Annotated in this window: 13 protein-coding genes; 2 read left to right on the plus strand and 11 right to left on the minus strand. The window is 52.0% G+C overall.

All coding sequences use genetic code 11. The features are described 5' to 3' along the window. The 4 genes from OHJ21_RS08435 to OHJ21_RS08450 form a co-directional block, all read right to left on the minus strand. Complete coding sequence (locus OHJ21_RS08435) at window positions 1–1,509, minus strand: sensor histidine kinase (protein WP_486019804.1); 1,509 nt, start codon at window positions 1,507–1,509, stop codon at window positions 1–3. A gap of 263 nt (window positions 1,510–1,772) precedes the next feature. Next, window positions 1,773–2,651 (minus strand): carbohydrate ABC transporter permease, encoded by an 879-nt coding sequence (locus OHJ21_RS08440; protein WP_100537251.1) that lies wholly within the window; start codon window positions 2,649–2,651, stop codon window positions 1,773–1,775. A 12-nt stretch (window positions 2,652–2,663) separates the two neighbouring features. Beyond that, window positions 2,664–3,566, minus strand: coding sequence for an ABC transporter permease (locus OHJ21_RS08445; RefSeq protein WP_100537252.1), 903 nt, complete (start codon window positions 3,564–3,566; stop codon window positions 2,664–2,666). Window positions 3,567–3,654: 88 nt separating this feature from the next. Continuing rightward, window positions 3,655–5,364 (minus strand): extracellular solute-binding protein, encoded by a 1,710-nt coding sequence (locus OHJ21_RS08450; RefSeq protein WP_486019805.1) that lies wholly within the window; start codon window positions 5,362–5,364, stop codon window positions 3,655–3,657. Window positions 5,365–5,643: 279 nt separating this feature from the next. Between OHJ21_RS08450 and OHJ21_RS08455 the strand changes: the two genes are divergently transcribed. After that, complete coding sequence (locus tag OHJ21_RS08455; RefSeq protein ID WP_486021012.1) at window positions 5,644–7,131, plus strand: alpha-N-arabinofuranosidase; 1,488 nt, start codon at window positions 5,644–5,646, stop codon at window positions 7,129–7,131. Window positions 7,132–7,685: 554 nt separating this feature from the next. Here the strand turns inward: OHJ21_RS08455 and OHJ21_RS08460 are convergent. The 4 genes from OHJ21_RS08460 to OHJ21_RS08475 are packed head-to-tail and all read right to left on the minus strand — an operon-like array spanning window position 7,686 to window position 13,669. Next, window positions 7,686–9,260: a glycoside hydrolase family 43 protein gene (locus OHJ21_RS08460; protein ID WP_486019806.1), complete on the minus strand. Its 1,575-nt coding sequence runs from the start codon at window positions 9,258–9,260 to the stop codon at window positions 7,686–7,688. Between the two features lie 48 nt (window positions 9,261–9,308). Then, the gene (locus OHJ21_RS08465) at window positions 9,309–11,285 is read right to left on the minus strand and encodes a YjhG/YagF family D-xylonate dehydratase (RefSeq protein ID WP_009593088.1); all 1,977 of its coding nucleotides are present in this window, start codon (window positions 11,283–11,285) and stop codon (window positions 9,309–9,311) included. A gap of 16 nt (window positions 11,286–11,301) precedes the next feature. Continuing rightward, on the minus strand, window positions 11,302–12,768 hold the full coding sequence (gucD, locus tag OHJ21_RS08470; RefSeq protein WP_486019807.1) for an alpha-ketoglutaric semialdehyde dehydrogenase GucD: 1,467 nt from the start codon (window positions 12,766–12,768) through the stop codon (window positions 11,302–11,304). Between the two features lie 25 nt (window positions 12,769–12,793). Continuing rightward, complete coding sequence (locus OHJ21_RS08475; protein ID WP_486019808.1) at window positions 12,794–13,669, minus strand: fumarylacetoacetate hydrolase family protein; 876 nt, start codon at window positions 13,667–13,669, stop codon at window positions 12,794–12,796. Window positions 13,670–13,838: 169 nt separating this feature from the next. On the opposite strand from OHJ21_RS08475, the gene OHJ21_RS08480 reads away from it, so the two are divergent. After that, entirely contained in the window at window positions 13,839–14,714 is an 876-nt protein-coding gene (locus tag OHJ21_RS08480) for a helix-turn-helix domain-containing protein (protein ID WP_100537259.1), read from the plus strand. Between the two features lie 39 nt (window positions 14,715–14,753). Here OHJ21_RS08480 and OHJ21_RS08485 read toward each other — a convergent pair whose 3' ends face one another. The 3 genes from OHJ21_RS08485 to OHJ21_RS08495 form a co-directional block, all read right to left on the minus strand. Next, window positions 14,754–17,063, minus strand: coding sequence for a glycoside hydrolase family 95 protein (locus OHJ21_RS08485; RefSeq protein WP_486019809.1), 2,310 nt, complete (start codon window positions 17,061–17,063; stop codon window positions 14,754–14,756). A gap of 32 nt (window positions 17,064–17,095) precedes the next feature. Continuing rightward, a complete protein-coding gene (locus tag OHJ21_RS08490) occupies window positions 17,096–17,239 on the minus strand; it encodes a hypothetical protein (RefSeq protein WP_486019810.1) in 144 nt (47 codons plus the stop codon). A 189-nt stretch (window positions 17,240–17,428) separates the two neighbouring features. Beyond that, window positions 17,429–17,620: a hypothetical protein gene (locus tag OHJ21_RS08495; RefSeq protein WP_394055762.1), complete on the minus strand. Its 192-nt coding sequence runs from the start codon at window positions 17,618–17,620 to the stop codon at window positions 17,429–17,431. Between the last annotated feature and the right edge of the window lie 118 nt (window positions 17,621–17,738).

Here is a 17,738-nt window from a genome sequence, read left to right on the forward strand (position 1 = left end):
TTACACACTCGCTTTCGGGTCAAGTTGCAGCGTCACCTTCAAGCCGCCCATTGCGCTTCTTTCCAAAATGAGGCCGTGTTCGTCGCCATATATCAAACGAAGCCGGCGATGAATGTTAATCAGACCTGAGGTCTCGATATTGGTCGTATCGAAAAGGAGCTTTTGGAGCGCGGATAATTTGGATTCCGACAGATCCGTTCCGTTGTCCTCTACGATAATACGCAAAGCGCGATCGTCCTGCTGAAAGCGCATTGTGATCAAGCCTTTGACTTTGGTTTGTTCCACAGCATATTTGAATGCATTTTCAAGAATCGGTTGAAGAATCAATCTAGGCACCTGTATTTCCTTGACCTCATCCGGAAGATCTTCAAAATGGATCGTCAGCCGGCTCGGAAAACGCATGAACTGAATCTCGCTATAGGTCCGTGCGTGCTCTACTTCCTCACGCAGCGGTAAAAAATCCGAAGCATTTCTTGTAATAAACTGAAAATAATCACCCAGCAGCTTAGTAAAAGGGATTAAATTATCGTCCCCTAGTTTGGCCATCGTGTTAATCAAAAATAAACTGTTATATAAAAAATGCGGACTAATTTGCGATTGCAATTGCTTTAGCTCCGCCCTCTGGTTTAGAATTTTCTGCTTGTATACCTGCTCGATCAATGCAGATACGTTCTGTACCATCGAATTAAAGCCTTGATAAAGATAACCGAACTCGTTTTTGCTGTTTACGTGGATCGAGACGTTAAAATTTCCGCTCTCGACGTGTCGGAACGATCCGACAAGCTTACGCATGGGCTTATGAATTAAGTTATAGGTGTAGATAGAGTAAAACAACATAATCATTGCGCCTGCACCGGTGAATACCCACAGCCAGATATAAAAATCTCGCAACGGCACAAAGATCAGCTCTTGGGGAATATAACGCAGTAAGAGCATATTCAAATAATCCGATTTGACAGACACCACATACATTTTCTGACCGTTTATGTTGCTGTATATGACGTTCCCGCTCTTAAGTTCATGGTAGTTTCCCGCCAAATCTTGTAAACGTACATTTGCATCGTTGCCTTTGCCGCTAATGACGATATCGTGCGTGAGATCAATTAAAAAGGATCCGCTGTTGTCGTAAGTATGAAACTGGCCCAGCGCCTCTTGAAACGCCGTCGTATCGAGTTCAATCTCGATCATGTACTTTTGAGGCAAGCCGGCATTTCCGGTATGTAGAGTGGTTATGTAAAGATTATTTTTGTATTGTACCAGCTGCGCGCCAGTTTCCCCCGCCGGAACGCGAATCTGATCGAATTTGTTCATATCGATCGGACTTACGGTAGCGGTGGAGGAAATGGTTTTTTGAATCGGCAAAATGTGTGCGCTTACATTTGAGGTGTAGGAGCTGCTGTTATGAATAGTGACGAGACGCTGATGGAGCTTTCGCATGCTTTCCATGATTTCATACTCGTCCATGATGGAATACCGTACCGCGAGTTTGCCCAGGTATTCATCAGTCAAGCTTTCGTGTTGCAAAATTTTAATGCGTTCGATCTCCTCCTCCAGGCTTGTAAGATAAAACGAAACCTGTGCAGTCGAAGAATTAATAATTTCATTTTTTACGGTGTTCAGGCTCCAATTGTACATATAGATGCCCAAGAAAATAATTAGGACGATCGCCAATAAGAAGGACGCGATCAATCGTGCGAAAATGCTGTTCTTGATCTGCCCTCCCTCCCTTATTCACGATTATTATTGCGGGAAACGAGGTCGGCCTTTCGTGTTTATCCCTTCACGCTCCCGAGTACAATTCCTTTGACAAAGAAACGCTGCAGGAACGGATACACGCAGATGATCGGCAGAGCTCCAAGGAAAATCTGGGCCGAACGCAGCGTCTTATCCGAAATGTCCGCCATCAGCTTGGCCTCTTCCGGCGTCATCGTGGCTAACGAGCGCTGAACGACGATCGTCTGAATGTAGCTCTGGATCGGGTAATGGCTGGGATCGTTCATATAGATTAACCCATCGAACCAGCTGTTCCAGTGCGTGACCAGTGAAAATAGCAGAATGGTCGCAAGAGCCGGCAAGGATACCGGAACGTAAATCTGACACAGCGTTCGCCAATGTCCGGCACCATCGATAAACGCGGCCTCACTCAGTTCCTTTGGTACTGCTCGAAAAAAATTCAACAGCAAAATGACACTGAATACAGGAATCGCAGTTGGGAAGACCAGCGCCCAGATCGTGTCGATCAACCCGAGCTGTTTGACAACCATATAAGACGGAATTAATCCAGCCCCAAATATCATTGTAATAAAAAAGGCCCATGAATAAAAGGTGCGCAGCCGGAATTCTCCCTTTTCTTTCGAAAGTGGATATGCGACTGTAGCGATCAAAACGAGATTCAGCGTCCCTCCCAAAGCGATGCGCTCCAGGGATACGAGCATCGATTGCCAAAAGGCTGAACGATGTGCGACAAATTCATAGGATTTCAACGTAAATTCCTTCGGCCACAAGGTTACGGTTCCTGTTGCAGCGACAGCGCTGGAGCTTAATGACACGGCCAGGATGTGTATCATCGGAATCAGACACAGCATTCCGACTGCGATCAAGAATATACTATTGCACACGACAAACCAATCCAGCCTCTTTTTTACAGGCATATCAGTCCCTCCTTAGAAAATCCTGTAGTCCGCAACTTTATACGCGATGTAATAGGAGACGGACACGAGAACAAGCGCGATAACGGACTTGAATAATCCTACTGCGGTTGCAACCCCGAACTGCGCATCCAGCAGTCCGATGCGGTACACGAAGGTATCGAGAATATCCCCGCTTTCATATACCATCGGGCTGTACATGTTAAAAATCTGGTCAAATCCGGCATTCAGCAAATTCCCCAAATTAAGAACCATAAGCAATACAATAACCATCTGCATCCCAGGCAGCGTCACGTGAAGCGTCTGCCTCCAACGGCTCGCTCCGTCGATTTGCGCCGCTTCGTACAGGTTCGGATTGATGCTTGTAAGCGCGGCCAGATAGATGATGGTTCCGTATCCAAACTCTTTCCATACGTCTGTCAAAATCATGGTGTTTGGGAACCACCGATTGTCCCCAAGGAAAAAGATCGGTTCAATCCCGAACGATTGAAGCGCCCGGTTGACCAAGCCGTCATTCGGTGACAGAATTTCGATAAAGATTCCGCCCAATACTACCCAGGATAAAAAATGGGGCAAGTAAATGGCGGTCTGCACACCTCTCTTCAATGCCATATGCCGGACCTCGTTTAATAGAATCGCAATTACAATGGGAACAAGCAGTCCTAGAATGACTTTCATCATCGCGATATAAAACGTATTCCACATGATGTTATCGAAGCTCGGCAGGTTCATTACATATTCGAAGTTGCGCAGACCAATCCAATCCTGATCGCCGAACAAACCTTTCGCCGGTATAAATTTTTGGAACGCAATAATGATTCCGCCAATGGGAAGGTAATTGAATACTAGCAAAAATAGAAAACCCGGCAAAATCATAACATGCAGAGGCAATTCCCTTTTCCAGCTTCTTTTTTGCATCATAAATCACCCGTTTCTTAAGATGAGAATGAGGAAGGGAAAGGATGCCCTTGGTCAATGCAGCATCCTTTCGCATGGTCCTAGGCACTTATTTTACAGATGCGTACCACTCATTGACTTCTTTGGTCATATCGGCTCCCCCAAGCGTATTCCAGTTCTCTACAAACTTGTCGAACTCATCAATCGAAGTGGCGCCCATAATGATTTTGACAAACACCTCGGTTTCCAGTGCTTTTAGTGTGGACTGCTTTTCCGCCATTGTTTGGGTAGGCGGTCCGGCAAACGCCTCAAGCATGAAATGGTCGTTCTCCAGGTATTTCACGCTATGCTGGAACACGCCGTCTTCCCCATAAATTTTAGGCCATCCCCATAAAGTGGTTTCTCCATTGTTGAAGGCTTCCATATTTTTCTGAATCGACAGTGCCTCGCCGGTTAGCTGATCCAAGGTTTTATTCTTACGCGCCTCCTCGATTTCCTGGAACGCATTCACGTTTTTAAATGGTGGGTAGGGTTGTACCGGCGAATATTTCCACACGCCTACGCTGTCATTGGCGGAAGGCATATAATAATAATCGAAATCTCCGCTTTCTCCCCAGTTCAACTCAATGTGCAAATTAAACATTTTCACCAAGGCTTCCGGATTGGAAAATCCTTTTCTGACGACCCAGAATTCCGATGCAGCAAATTTCTGAGGTGACAGCACCGGTTCCCCGTCCACCGAAACCAAGGCGTAGCCTTTCCAATCTGCACCCGGATCGTTCTGATAGTTGCTAATGAGCGGGTACATCGGATTCCATTGTTGCCCGAACTCCATGCCCACCTTGCCGGCGGCTATCGTCTCAGCCACCTTGCCGCCGTCCTTAACTCCGAATTCCTTGTCGATTTCACCGGCCTTATACATCGAAGACAGCGCTTTCAATCCCTCCTTTACTTCAGGAAGCGTACTGCCCCAAACCAGATTTCCCGATCCGTCATCGATCCACATGTTCGGGTACGCGTGGTATCCGGCAAAAAATCCTTCCAGCCCCATGGCTCCGCCGTACAGATCCTTCGTAATGGCTAGACCGTAGGTGTCATTGACCCCGTTCCCGTCCGGGTCCTGCGTGGTAAACGCTTTACTGATTGCAATCACATCATCCATCGTTTTGGGCTCTGTAAGCCCGAGTTTCTCTAACCAGTCGGCACGAAGCCAGATAAATACACCGTCTCCGTATACCTCCGGCGGACCAAGGCCCATCATCTTACCATCAACCGTAGCGGCCTGGAGGACCGCAGGCCCTTGCACCGCGTACAGCTCCTTCATTTGGTCAGAAGCATATTCGTCCCAGTACGGTGTGAGATCCTCGATCATATCTGCTTCAGCCATCTGTTTCATTTGAGCGGCTGTGACGCGAATCATGTCCGGAATATCCCCAGATGTCAACGTTACGTTAACCTTTTGGGTATAAGCATCCCCGCCGCTGACCGTCCAATCGTATTTTACGTTGATTCCTAGTTTTTCCGAGAACGCTTTCAACCAACGGTTGTCTTCCACTGTTTCGCCAGGTGTTTTGGGTATGATGTTATCCTGCATATCGTTGTCTACATCGCGGGCAAATCGAATCGTAAGCGGTTCTTCATATTTGCCGAACGGTCCTTCCGCTGCGGTGGCTCCCCCTTCAGATAATTTGCCTGAACTGCTTCCTGACGGATTGGTCGACTGTGGATTGTTTGAGTCGGAACTACATGCGGCGATCGCTCCTGTTAAAAGTATTGTCGCTAAGATGAGGCCGACTTTCGGGTAAACCCTTCGTTTCATGCTAATAACCCCCTTGAAATCGTTTTTGCTTTGAATCACGTTTCATTTTAACCCTGAAATTTAGGGATGAATACAGGCGAGCTGTTACATTTCTAACATTTGTTTACGCATTTGTCCCACCCCATGCTCGCAGTTTTCAACAAGTTTATCATCTTTTTACAACCTCGTTCGGGAGCGTGAAATCGGGTTGAACCGTTAAAATGAAAGCGCTATAATGGAACATCGCAAGGAAGTTCACAGGTCTGGCAACATATATTATTCCGAATGGAGAGGAAGGCAATGGCGTTACTGTTCATTGATTCAGGGCGGCAGTACGGAAAAATCAACAAAAATGTTTACGGGCATTTTTCAGAGCATTTGGGACGAGGTATTTATGGCAGCATTTATGTCGACGAAAACAGCCCAATTCCCAATATCCGCGGGATACGCACCGACGTTGTGGAGGCATTGCGGCATATCCGGGTGCCGGTGCTGCGCTGGCCAGGAGGATGCTTCGCTGAATATTACAATTGGAAAGACGGCGTCGGTGCTGAGCGCAAGCGCATCGTGAATGCAGGCTGGGGCGGCGTGGTAGAGGACAATTCATTTGGCACCCACGAGTTTTTGGATCTATGCGAGCAGATCGGCTGCTCGGCTTATATCGCGGCCAACGTCGGCTCCGGTACACCTAGAGAAGTGAGCGAATGGATTGAATACATGACCTTTGACGGAGACTCGCCAATGGCGAACTGGAGACGCCAGAACGGCAGGCACGAACCGTGGAAGGTTGAATATGTCGGCATCGGTAATGAGAATTGGGGATGCGGCGGGCAAATGCGGCCGGAATATTATGCCGATGTGTACAAGCAATTCAACACTTATGTTCGCAATTACGGCAATCATCGGATTTTCAGGGTTGCTTGCGGTGCCGATGGTAACGATTATGCCTGGACGGAAACTTTGATGCGCGAAGCGGGCACCCATATGAATGGATTGTCTCTGCATTATTACACCATGCCGGGATATTACAAATTTGACGAATATCCCGAGGAGCGCAAAGGTCCGGCTCTGGAGTTCGATAAGCCGACATATTATCGAACCCTGCGCCGGGCGTTGTATATGGATGAATTAATTACCCGGCATAAACATGTCATGGATCGCTATGACCCCAAAGGCGAGGTGTCGATCATTATCGACGAATGGGGAACCTGGCATGAGGTGGAGCCTGGGACTCACCCGGCATTCTTGTTCCAGCAAAATTCGATGCGAGACGCCATTGTCGCCGGGGTGTCCCTGAATATATTTAACGCCCATAGCGATCGGGTTCAAATGGCCAATCTGGCGCAGCTGGTCAATGTGCTCCAATCGGTCATCCTGACGGAAGGCGAGGATATGGTGCTTACACCGACGTACCATGTATTCGATCTCTATAAAGGGCATCAAGATTCGACACTGATCGAGAGCTATATCCAGCAGCAGCTAACGGGTACAACCGATGCCGAGGTGCCGGCTCTGCACGTCAGCGCATCGAAACGGGCGGACGACCGCGTTCACGCCACAGTGGTGAACTTGTCCGCAGATGAGTCACAGCAGCTCCTTTGCGTGTTAGATGGTCAAGCGTTTTCCTCTGCCGAAGTTCGTTACATTTCTGGGACCATGACGAGCAACAACGCGTTCGGACATCCCCCACAAGTCGAAATAAAAAAGATGCCGGTCAAGCCAATTAAGGACAACCGTCTGGATATGCACCTTCCTGCCTGCTGCGTTGCTGAAATCGTTTTGTCTTAATGCATCCATGCTAACTCGTGGCCGAGTTCGTTGATTTGTCGATAGCTCCATTTTCCTACACATGAGACGGTGGTTTCTTACTTGAGTCTTCTGAAAATGCTTGAAATTTGTAATTTATTTGCATCATAAATGCACCCCTAGAATCATCGGAATCGCCAGGGGATTCCAATGTCTATTCTAAGGGGTGCACTTAATGGTCTGATACCGCCTGTGGAGAGGTTGCCCAGAAATTTGGCCCGTCCGGCATTGTTTTTGTTGATAGCCACAATCACCAACTTGATATGGTCTTTATATGCTGACGTGCACCTGCCGTCTCCTACCTTCCCTACAGCTTGCCTCCCTGGTTCTGGCCCTGAATACAACAGCCCTCCTCCAAGCACGTCCGAGCGGTATCCCGAGATCTTTGTCAGCGTTACGTTGAAATTGCGTTTCAACTGCTCTCGCTTTTCTTTTTCAATTTGAGTGTTTTTAACCCCTTTTCACAAGATCCTCTCTGTTCACAATAGCATCAACAATGCCTTTGGATGCTTTCGAATGATCTCGATGATTGCCATTCACATTTCTTTATATACAAAATAATCAAAATCAGCGTGTTTCCGAGTCCCGCCAAGATCTTGCACGCAAAGACCGATGAAGGTTCCCGTAAACCGGATATATTCAGGGGATTCATCCGACAGATGCGTGATATCGAACCATCCGCCTACCGGATGCCAGGACGGATCATCATGTAACCCATAGTAAAAACAGGCACGGTCATGATCGATCACAACCTTTAACCGGATCAAGCTCACCGATTTCAACGGGATATCCTCCAGCAGCTCGTCGTATAACCCGTATCGCGACTGAATGATTCCGAGGCACACTCCTTTCTCTTCGTGATACGTTATCCGTAAATAAAGATAGTCTTTCGTATCGTAATACAGAATCAGCCCTGCCATTTGCTGCGGATGGTCCGGTTCAAACTCCAGACAGGTTTCGGCTTCACACGCAAAACCCTGCTGTCTTCGGGCGACCATGCTTTGCCTGTGCGTTGAGCTCATCGACTCCATGCCGCGCAGGCGCAAGTAACCGGGACGTTCCCCAAGGCTCAGCCAAGTCGGATCCGGCGGAATACGAAGCGTATTCCAATCGCTCCGGAGCATGGGTTGATCAAAGTGGTCCATCTCCGGTGCCGGTTCAAAAGGGTGTGGCTTGATTTTCGGCGCAGGCACCTGAACCTCGGGATAACGGTCACCGCTCGCAAGGCGCAGCCAGCCGTCCTCGCTCCAAATACATTGCTGCAGAGCCGTCTCACGGCCAAGTGTGCAAAACTGTACATTGAAGGGCCGGCCGACGAGGTGGGCCATGTACCATTCACCGGTGTGCGTTTCGACGAGACTACCGTGACCGGCCTTCTGGAGCTTTAAATCCGGCCTGCCGTATGAAGTCAGAATCGGATTGGCAGGATCGACTTCATAAGGTCCCTCTAACGTGCGGGAGCGTGCTACCGTCACCGCATGCTCGTAACCGGTTCCCCCTTCAGCCGTTATTAAATAATAATAATCCTTATATTTGTACAGATGCGGCGCTTCCGTCAGCCCTAATTCTGTGCCCTTGAATATGTTAACAGCGGGCCCGATCAGTTTTAGTTCCTTAACGGAAAATTCCTGGAGCACGATGCCCGAGAACCGGTTCTTTCCCTTACGGTGATCCCAAATCATATTGACCAACCACTTGCGTCCGTCCTCATCATGAAATAAGGATGGATCGAATCCGCTGCTGTTCAAATACACCGGCTCGGACCAAGGGCCTTCGATATCCGTTGCCGTCACAAGGTAATTATGGGTATCTTTAAAAGCGCCGATCCGGCTTTTGACATCCGTGTAAATCAGGTAAAACACACCGTTGTCATAGGTAAGGCAGGGAGCCCATACTCCTCCGGAATCGATGCTGCCATCCATATGCAGCTGCGATGTCCGGGTCAGTGGAGATTGTATTGGCTTCCAATGAACCAGGTCCCTGGATTGGTGAATCCGTACGCCCGGGAACCATTCAAAGGTCGACGTGGCGATATAATAATCTTCCCCCGCCCGACATATGGACGGATCGGGATGAAAACCGCGAAGAACGGGGTTCGTGATCATATGCATGAAGCAACCTCCGGTATGAAAATGATGTTTGTACAAAAATGTTTGATTTCAATGCCAGCCCAGTGCTTTTTTGCCGGCTTCCAGAGCGGTTATGATCCGCTCCACATCGTACACATTCCCTCTCCATGTTCCTCCACTGACGGACTGCAGCGCAGCCCACAGCCTGGTGTCATCCGGCAGAGCTTCATCAGGCCGCATATCCGGGTGGAAGGGCCTTTGTGCTAAGATGAGAGCTCCCTCCTCTGGCGAAACCTCGATTTCCCCTTCACCGACAAAATTCATGCTGCCTTCCAGCGTGTTGCGATCCACGACAATATCGATCAAGTCACCGTTCCGAAGCTTGCCGATCGGCCCGCCTGCCAGCGCTTCGGGGCCAACATGGCCAATGCACGCCCCGGTGGAAACACCGGAAAACCGGGCATCGGTAATGAGCGACACGTATTTGCCGAATGGCAGATGCTTCAGCGCAGACGTAAGCTGGTAAGTCTCCTCCATCCCGGTCCCTGACGGCCCCCGCCCGAGAAGTACGACGACGTCGCCTGCCAGAACACCGCCAGTCTTAATTGCACGGATCGCTTCGCGTTCGGTTGTAAACACTTTTGCTCTTCCTTTGTGACGATACACGCCATGGTTATCCAGTACCGTAGGGTCGATCGACGTGGATTTGATCACAGAGCCCTCCGGAGCGATATTCCCTGTTGGAAATGTCACGGTAGAGGTAATGCCAAGACGCCGCGAATACTCAACGCTCATAATGACACTGTCCGGATCTATCCCGTCCTTCTCCTTCAGCTGCTTCCGCAGCAGATGACGGCGTTCCGACGATTCCCACCAGTCGAGAACCTCGCTCAGCGTCGTACCTGTTACGGTAAGCACGGACTCATCCAGTACGCCAAGCTGCCTGAGGTGAAGCATCACTTCGGGCACGCCTCCAGCTTGAAACACCCGAATGGTCGGGTGGAAGATCGGGCCGTTCGGCAGGGCGCTGACCAATCTCGGCACATCTTTGTTGACCTGGATCCAGTCCTGCACCGCAGGCACGGTTAAACCGGCTGCATGGGCGATGGCCGGAATGTGAAGCAGCAGGTTGGTAGAGCCGCCGAACGCGGCATGAACAGCCATCGCATTGCGAATCGCCGCATCGGTGACAACGTCCGCCATTCTCAGCCCTTCGGACTCCATCACCATCAGTGCGCGTGAGGATTGGCGCGCCATTTCGATCCAGATCGGCTGCCCGGAAGGCGCAAGCGCGGCATGCGGCACCGTCATGCCCATCGCCTCGGCGACGACCTGGGCCGTTGCCGCCGTGCCCAGAAACTGGCAGCCTCCCCCCGGTGTAGAGCATGCCCGGCAGCCAAGCTCCGCCGCCGCTTCAAGCGAGAGTTCGCCGCTGACGTACCGTGCGCCGATCGTTTGAATTTTGCCTGCATCCTCTCCATCGACAGGCGGCAGGGTGACGCCTCCGGGAACGATCACTCCGGGCAGCTTCGGCATGCCTGCAAGCGCAAGCATCATCGCCGGCAGACCTTTGTCACAGGTGGCGACGCCGATCACGCCTTTGCGCGTCGGCAGGGAACGAATCAGTCTGCGGAACACGAGAGCGGCATCGTTCCGGTACGGGAGCGAGTCGAACATGCCTGTCGTGCCCTGTGATCGGCCGTCACAGGGGTCGCTGACATATCCGGCAAACGGTATTCCGCCGCGGCTCGCTATCTCTTCCGCCGCAGCCTTCATGAGCAGGCCGACCTCCCAGTGGCCCGTATGGTAACCGAGGGCTGCAGGACTGCCGTCCTCATTGCGAATTCCGCCCTGCGTGCTCAGGATCAGAAACTGTTTTCCGTTCAATTCCCCGGGCTTCCAGCCCATTCCCACATTCTGGGACATGCCGAACAAGTCGCCGCTCGGAGCGTTCCGCAGCAAATCATCGGTTAAAGGCAGACGTCCCGATGCCCCGGGAGCTTGCGCTATAATATCGAAACAATTTGAGTCCTTCTCCCCCATAATCGACATAATCGGTTCGTGCATGGCACCCTCCTGCAACTTATGACTTTACGAAGACTGTTTTGATGGTAGTGAAAAACTCGATCGCCGCTTGACCCTGTTCCCTGGAATGCGAGCTTGACATCTTCATCCCGCCGAACGGTGCCTGCAGTTCTACGCCGGCCGTTTCCGCATTGATCCTGACCAATCCGGCATCCATATCCCGGATGAAAGACAGCATTGCCCCGACATTTTGCGTATAGATGGAGGCACTCAAGCCATAGTCGCTGTCATTGGCCGTCTTTATGGCTTCCTCCAGGGAATCCACTACGATCAACGCAAGCACAGGGCCGAAGATTTCTTCCCGGGCGATGGACATATGCGGTTCGACACCCTCAAATACGGTCGGCTGGACATAGAATCCATCTTCAAGCCCTGGACCGTCCGCTCTTTTTCCGCCGGTCAGCAGTACGGCACCTTCATCCTGCCCTTTTTGAGTATAGCTCAGCACCGTTTCGAGCTGTCCTTCGTTCGCGCACGGGCCCATCCAGCTTTCGGATGACATGCCGTCGCCCAATCGGATCTCCCGGATTTGCGACAGGAGCTTTTCTTTAAAGGCTTCATATACTTTTCGTTCAACAATGGCCCGGCTGGTGGCGGTGCATTTCTGGCCGGTGGATTTCAAGCCGCCGCTGATGGTGGCCTCGACTGCCAAGTCCAGGTCGGCATCTGCCGCGATAATGATCGGATTTTTGCCGCCCATTTCAAGTTGATACTTGGCCCCGCGTTCCAATGCGGCTGCGCCGACACGCTTTCCGACTTCGTTGGAACCCGTGAACGTGATCCCGTTGACATCCGGATGCTCGGCAAGCGCAGATCCGATCACCGATCCTCTGCCGCATACAAGATTGAGAACGCCTGCCGGAATTCCCGCTTCCTCAAAGCATTCCATGATTTTGGCTGCCGTGACCGCTGTTTCCTGTGCCGGCTTTAACACAACCGTATTGCCGTAGATCAAAGCCGGGGCCGTCTTCCAAATCGGAATCGCTACGGGAAAATTCCATGGAGCAATGACCCCCACGACGCCAAGCGGTACGCGTGTCGTAAACATCAGCGCTTCGCTGTCCGTGGAAGGAATGACATCGCCGATTTTTCGCATCCCTTCACCGGCGTAATACCTTAGGATCGCAACGCCGCGCATCGTTTCTCCTTTAGCTTCAGCAAGCGTTTTACCCATTTCCCTGGTCATCGCCTCGGCGACCTCCTCGGCCCGGAGTTCCAGCGCATTCGCCGCCCGAAACAGAACATTGCCGCGTTCCGCGCCGGTTAATCTCCGCCAATCCCGGCCTGCTGCTTTGGCCGCTCCGACAGCACGGTTCAGATCCTCTATATTGGAAACCGGCACATAACCGACTACCTCATTCCGGTTTGCCGGATTGATGCTGGGTTCGGTTTCTCCGGACGCAGCCTTTATCCATTCTCCGTTGATATAGTTCCTGTATACTTGCTCTCCCTGAAATGCCGTCATGGAAATATGTCCTCCTTATTAAAAACTAATTTGATAAGACACGGTTCACCAGCGTTCCGATACTGCTGATCGAAATGGCAATCCGGTCCCCGGGCTCAAGCGTAAAATCATTAGGCGGCACAATGCTTGTGCCTGTCAAAAGCACCGTACCATCGAATAAATCGTTGTCCTTTGCCAAGAACGAGACCAGCTCATCCAGCTTTCGGTTTAATTCACTCGTACTCGCCTCGCTCTTAACGACAATGCGACCCTCGCGATAAATCTCGCAGACGATGCTGAATGCATATGGATTCTGTACCGTTTCCGCAAGCCGGATGGCCGGTCCGATGGAACAGGAATTGCGCCATATTTTTGCTTGCGGCAGGTACAGCGGGTTCTCCCCTTCGATATCGCGGCAGCTCATGTCATTGCCGACGATATATCCCACAATGCTGCCGTCTGCGCCAAGCACCAATCCCAGCTCAGGCTCAGGGATCTGCCATGTGGAATCACTGCGCAGCGTGACGGCCTCGTTCGGTCCGATGGTGCGGGCAGCCGTGGATTTGAAAAAGATCTCAGGCCTCTCAGCCTCATAAACTTTATCGTAAAATGTCTCCGCATCCAGTTTTCCATCCGTTGCTTCATAATTTCGTGCTTCGCGGCTTCGTTGATACGTAACGCCTGCCGCCCATACCTCCGGTGCTTCCACTGGCGTGACAAGGTGCAGAGAAGTCCAGTCACCAGCCAACTCATTCACCGGACTAAAAGCGCTTTCAACCAGTTGGACAGGAGAGATCCCACGCTCCCTGGCTTGATGGATCAGAGTCATAAAATCCGGCTGTGGCAGATGATAGACTCTTTCATCATCCGTAACTGCTGCCAGCCGCTTCTGTTGCCCGTCCAGAAATCGAATTATTCTCATTCAGGCTTGCCTCCCATTTCCCCTTTGGGTTGATAGTATTACCTTAGCATCACAGATGGTCCCTGACGATGTGCTAATCATGACGTCGATTTATCCTTTTCACGCATTGTAATTCTGTTAATATAAATGTATCCGTATCTGGAATTCAGATTTTTTCGAGGAGGTTGCTGTGACCAAGCTTTCAGAAGCTGTATATTTAGGCCGTCTGCCCGATGTTCGGATGTCTTTTCAATTATTAGGACTGCACGCAAGAAAGGTGGATTCCCACTGGACTTATCCGTCTCATGAGCATTCCATGTATGAGATCCACTGGTTGATGGATGGCGAGATGAACATGGTGGTCAACGGACAGTTGTACAGACAGTCCGCCGGAGACCTGTTGTTCATCCATCCCGGTATGACTCATTCCTGCACCGGCGCCGGAACGCAGGGCTTCACTTACTTTTCCGTTCATTTCAGCGTACACGATACTTCGTTTTGCAGAGAACTCAACCGCTGCAAGGACATTTATTATTCGGCCGATTCGGCATTGGCCCAGGGACTGTCTTCCTCTCTATCTACATTATTTGATCTGGCCAGAGAGCACTTGTCCAGCTCATTACCGGCCTTCAAACAGATGAAAGTGCATGCAGCCGTCTTTGAACTGCTCGGCACCCTGGTCGGCCAGTTGTCTCAGAACGTATCCGTAACCTTGACAAGAAAAGAAGCCATTGCCCGTCAGGTGGCCGACCAAATAGAGGACTCCGTGCGATATATTCATCTTCATGGTGAAATTCAGGAAAGCGAGCGAACCTGGATCCAGGACATCGCCAAGTCGCTGAATCTTAGTCCCTCCCAGATCAATCGGATCTTTCGTGAAGTGTACGGCAAAGCACCTCGCAAGTTCTTGTCAGAAACCCTTTTGGGCGAAGCTCAGCGGCTGTTAAAGCAAACGGATTTAAGCATGGACCATATCGCGATGATGCTAGGATATAAGACCAATGCGCATTTTAGCCGCCAGTTCAAGCGGTGGACAGGGATGGCGCCCAGTGAATACAGAAACTGAGTCCAGCAACGGTCATTAGCTTATGCCGGATCAGTAACCTCATGAAGAATGCGTATCACGAGCAATAAAGTTAATTGTTGCTCTCTCATCCCTTTTCTGGGTGAACGTGTAAGACCGGCCGGCTTCTCCCGTAAACGAAACGGGGTCAAGTCCAGGAGCTTCCAATCGGCACGGACCGGAAACCGCGCAGGTCACGACCGCTTCAGTTACCTGTCCCTTCGTCCAGATGAAATTCAAGGTGAAGCCGCCTCGTGCCCGCAGACCTCTGACTTCCCCATCACTCCAGCTGTCAGGCAAAGCGGGCAGCAGCCGGATTCGACCGGCGTGGCTTTGCAGCAGCATCTCGGCAATACCCGCCGTGCCGCCGAAATTACCGTCGATTTGGAATGGTGGATGGTTGTCGAAAAGGTTAGGCAGCGTGGAGTGATGGAGCATTGCTCTTACGTTTTCGTAAGCCTTGTCGGCATCCAACAGCCGTGCCCAGAAGTTGATGATCCACGCCCGGCTCCAGCCGGTGTGTCCGCCGCCGTTATCCAGCCTGCGTTCCAGAGTCGTCCGAGCCGCTGCGGCCAGCTCCGGCATGGAATCCACGTTAATGCCTTCGCCCGGATAAAGCCCGAATAGATGGGAGATGTGGCGGTGTCCGGGCTCCACCTCCTCGTAATCCTCCATCCACTCCTGAATTTGTCCATATTTGCCGATTTGCGGTTTGGGCAGCCGGTTCAAGGCGGCAGCGAGCTCCTCGCGGAACGCCTCGTCCCTCTCGATGATTTCTCCGCTGCGGATGCAAGCCTTAAACAGGGCTTCGATAATCTGAAAATCCATCGTGGCCCCGGCGCACAGCACCCCCGTCTCGCCGTTTGGCAGCTTATACCGGTTCTCCGGGGAAACGGAAGGGCAAGTCACGAGCCGCCCTTCGCCGTCCTCGATCAAATAATCGAGCAGGAACAACGCCGCCTCCTTCATCGTCTCGTATGCCCGCGCCAGAAAATATCGGTCCTGACCGAATCGGTAATGCTCCCACAGATGCAGGCACAGCCAGGCGGCGCCCATCGGCCAGAATGAAGCCGGAAGATACGTGTCCTGCGGTGCCGTGTCCGCCCATATATCCGTATTGTGATGCGCCGTGAATCCCCGGCAGCCGTACATGACGCTTGCCGTGACCCGCCCAGGCAAACGCATCCTTTCGATCAAATCGAACAAAGGCTCTTGGCATTCGGACAGATTGCAGATCTCCGCAGGCCAGTAGTTCATCTGCGTGTTAATATTGATCGTGAATTTACTGTCCCATGGGGGAGTAAAGCTATCGTTCCAGATGCCTTGAAGATTCGCGGGCAAAGAGCCCGGCCGGCTGGAGGCAATGAGCAGGTAGCGCCCGAATTGAAAATAGGTCGCGATCAGGCCGTGGTCTTCCTCGCCGTGTTGGAACCGCTTCAACCGTTCATCGGTCGGGAGCGCGGCTTTGTCCGGATCCTCGGGCAGCTTCAGTTCGACCCGTCCGTACAGCTCGCGGTAATCGGCGACATGCCGGGCTAACAGCTCGGCATACGGAACTCGGCTCAACTCCTCCAGCCGCCGTTTGCCGTCAAGCTCCGGGTCGGGATGCCGGAACGTCGTTCCGGCGGCAAGCAGCAATGTGACCGAGCTTGCGCCGTCCACCAGCAAATACTCGCCAAGCGTGCGGCAGACGCCGCCTTCCGGGACCGCCTTCAAGACGGCGCTTAAGGAGCTGCCTCCTTCGCCGCCGCAATCCCCGCGCATGACCAGCCCGCTCGCCTCCCATTTGTCCGTCTTCTCCACGTACCTCCAGTTCCGGCGGTTGAACCGGGCTTTGAACGTGACCGCCTCCTGCTTGTCGGCGGTGATGCGGATGACGATCGCCTGATCCGGATAACTGGCAAACAGCTCGCGCGTATACCTGATCCCGCCGATCCGATAGCTGACCCGGGATACACCGCGCTCCAAATCAAGCTCCCGCATGTAATCCTCGGCAAGCTGGCCATGCTGGCCGAACGACAGCAGCAGATCGCCGAGCGGCACATAGTGCCGCTGCGCTTCGGGTAGCCCCGCCATCGTCATCGCCGCCAGCTCCTCCGCTTCCTGCAGCCTGCCTTCCATAATCAGCTTGCGGATCTCGGGCAAATGGGGCAGCGCATCTTCGTTGTTGCGGTCGCGCGGGCCCCCGTACCATACCGAATCCTCGTTAAGCTGCAGCTTCTCCTCGGCCGTGCCGCCGAAGATCATCGCGCCCAGCCGGCCGTTTCCGATCGGCAGCGCCTCATTCCATTCGGCCGCCGGTTTCCTATACCACAAGCGATGCTTCAGTTCCATGCCATTCAAACTTGTCATGCTTCTCCTCCAATCCGCTATCGCTATTTGAACTAGTTCAGCTCCACCAACGCCTTGATCACCTTCGATTCCGGCAAGAGCCAACTGTCGAACCTGTCGATCATGTCCTCGAGCGAGCTTCGGTGGGTAATGTAATCGGCGATGTCAATGCAGCCGCCGGTTATGGCCGCAATCACCCGCTCGAAGTCCTCCCGCGTCGCATTCGGCTACCCTGCACCGTCTTTTCGCGCGCGTGAAAATCGGGATCGTTAAAGGTAATCGTGCTTTTTACCAACCCGACAAACGTCTAGGAACCGCCGTGGCCGACGAGCCCAAAGGCGCTTTCCATCGACGAGGCGCTGCCCGTACGGCCGTTTCGCTTAATTTCAGAGTGAATTCGGTTTCCTCGATCTCGGCGCCGCCTGAACAAGAATCGTATGGCCGATGCCGTGTCTCTGCAAATGCGGTTTGAGACCGGAAGGCAAATGGTCGCGGTAAAGCACCGGAATTTCGGGCGTCATCCATCCGTAATCGTTGCGTTCGATTTTCCAAAAATGCTGATGGGCGTCAATGCGCATCGAACACAACCTCCATTCCACCTTGTTGTAACATCCGATAACCGAATAGAAATTGCCGAATCCCGCATATTTGTACCTTTTTTTGATGTCACGGTCCCAAATCGAAGATCACTTAAAC

Source organism: Virgibacillus sp. LDC1, assembly GCF_025792345.1.
GTDB classification, from domain to species: Bacteria; Bacillota; Bacilli; order Paenibacillales; family Paenibacillaceae; genus Paenibacillus_AQ; species Paenibacillus_AQ lautus.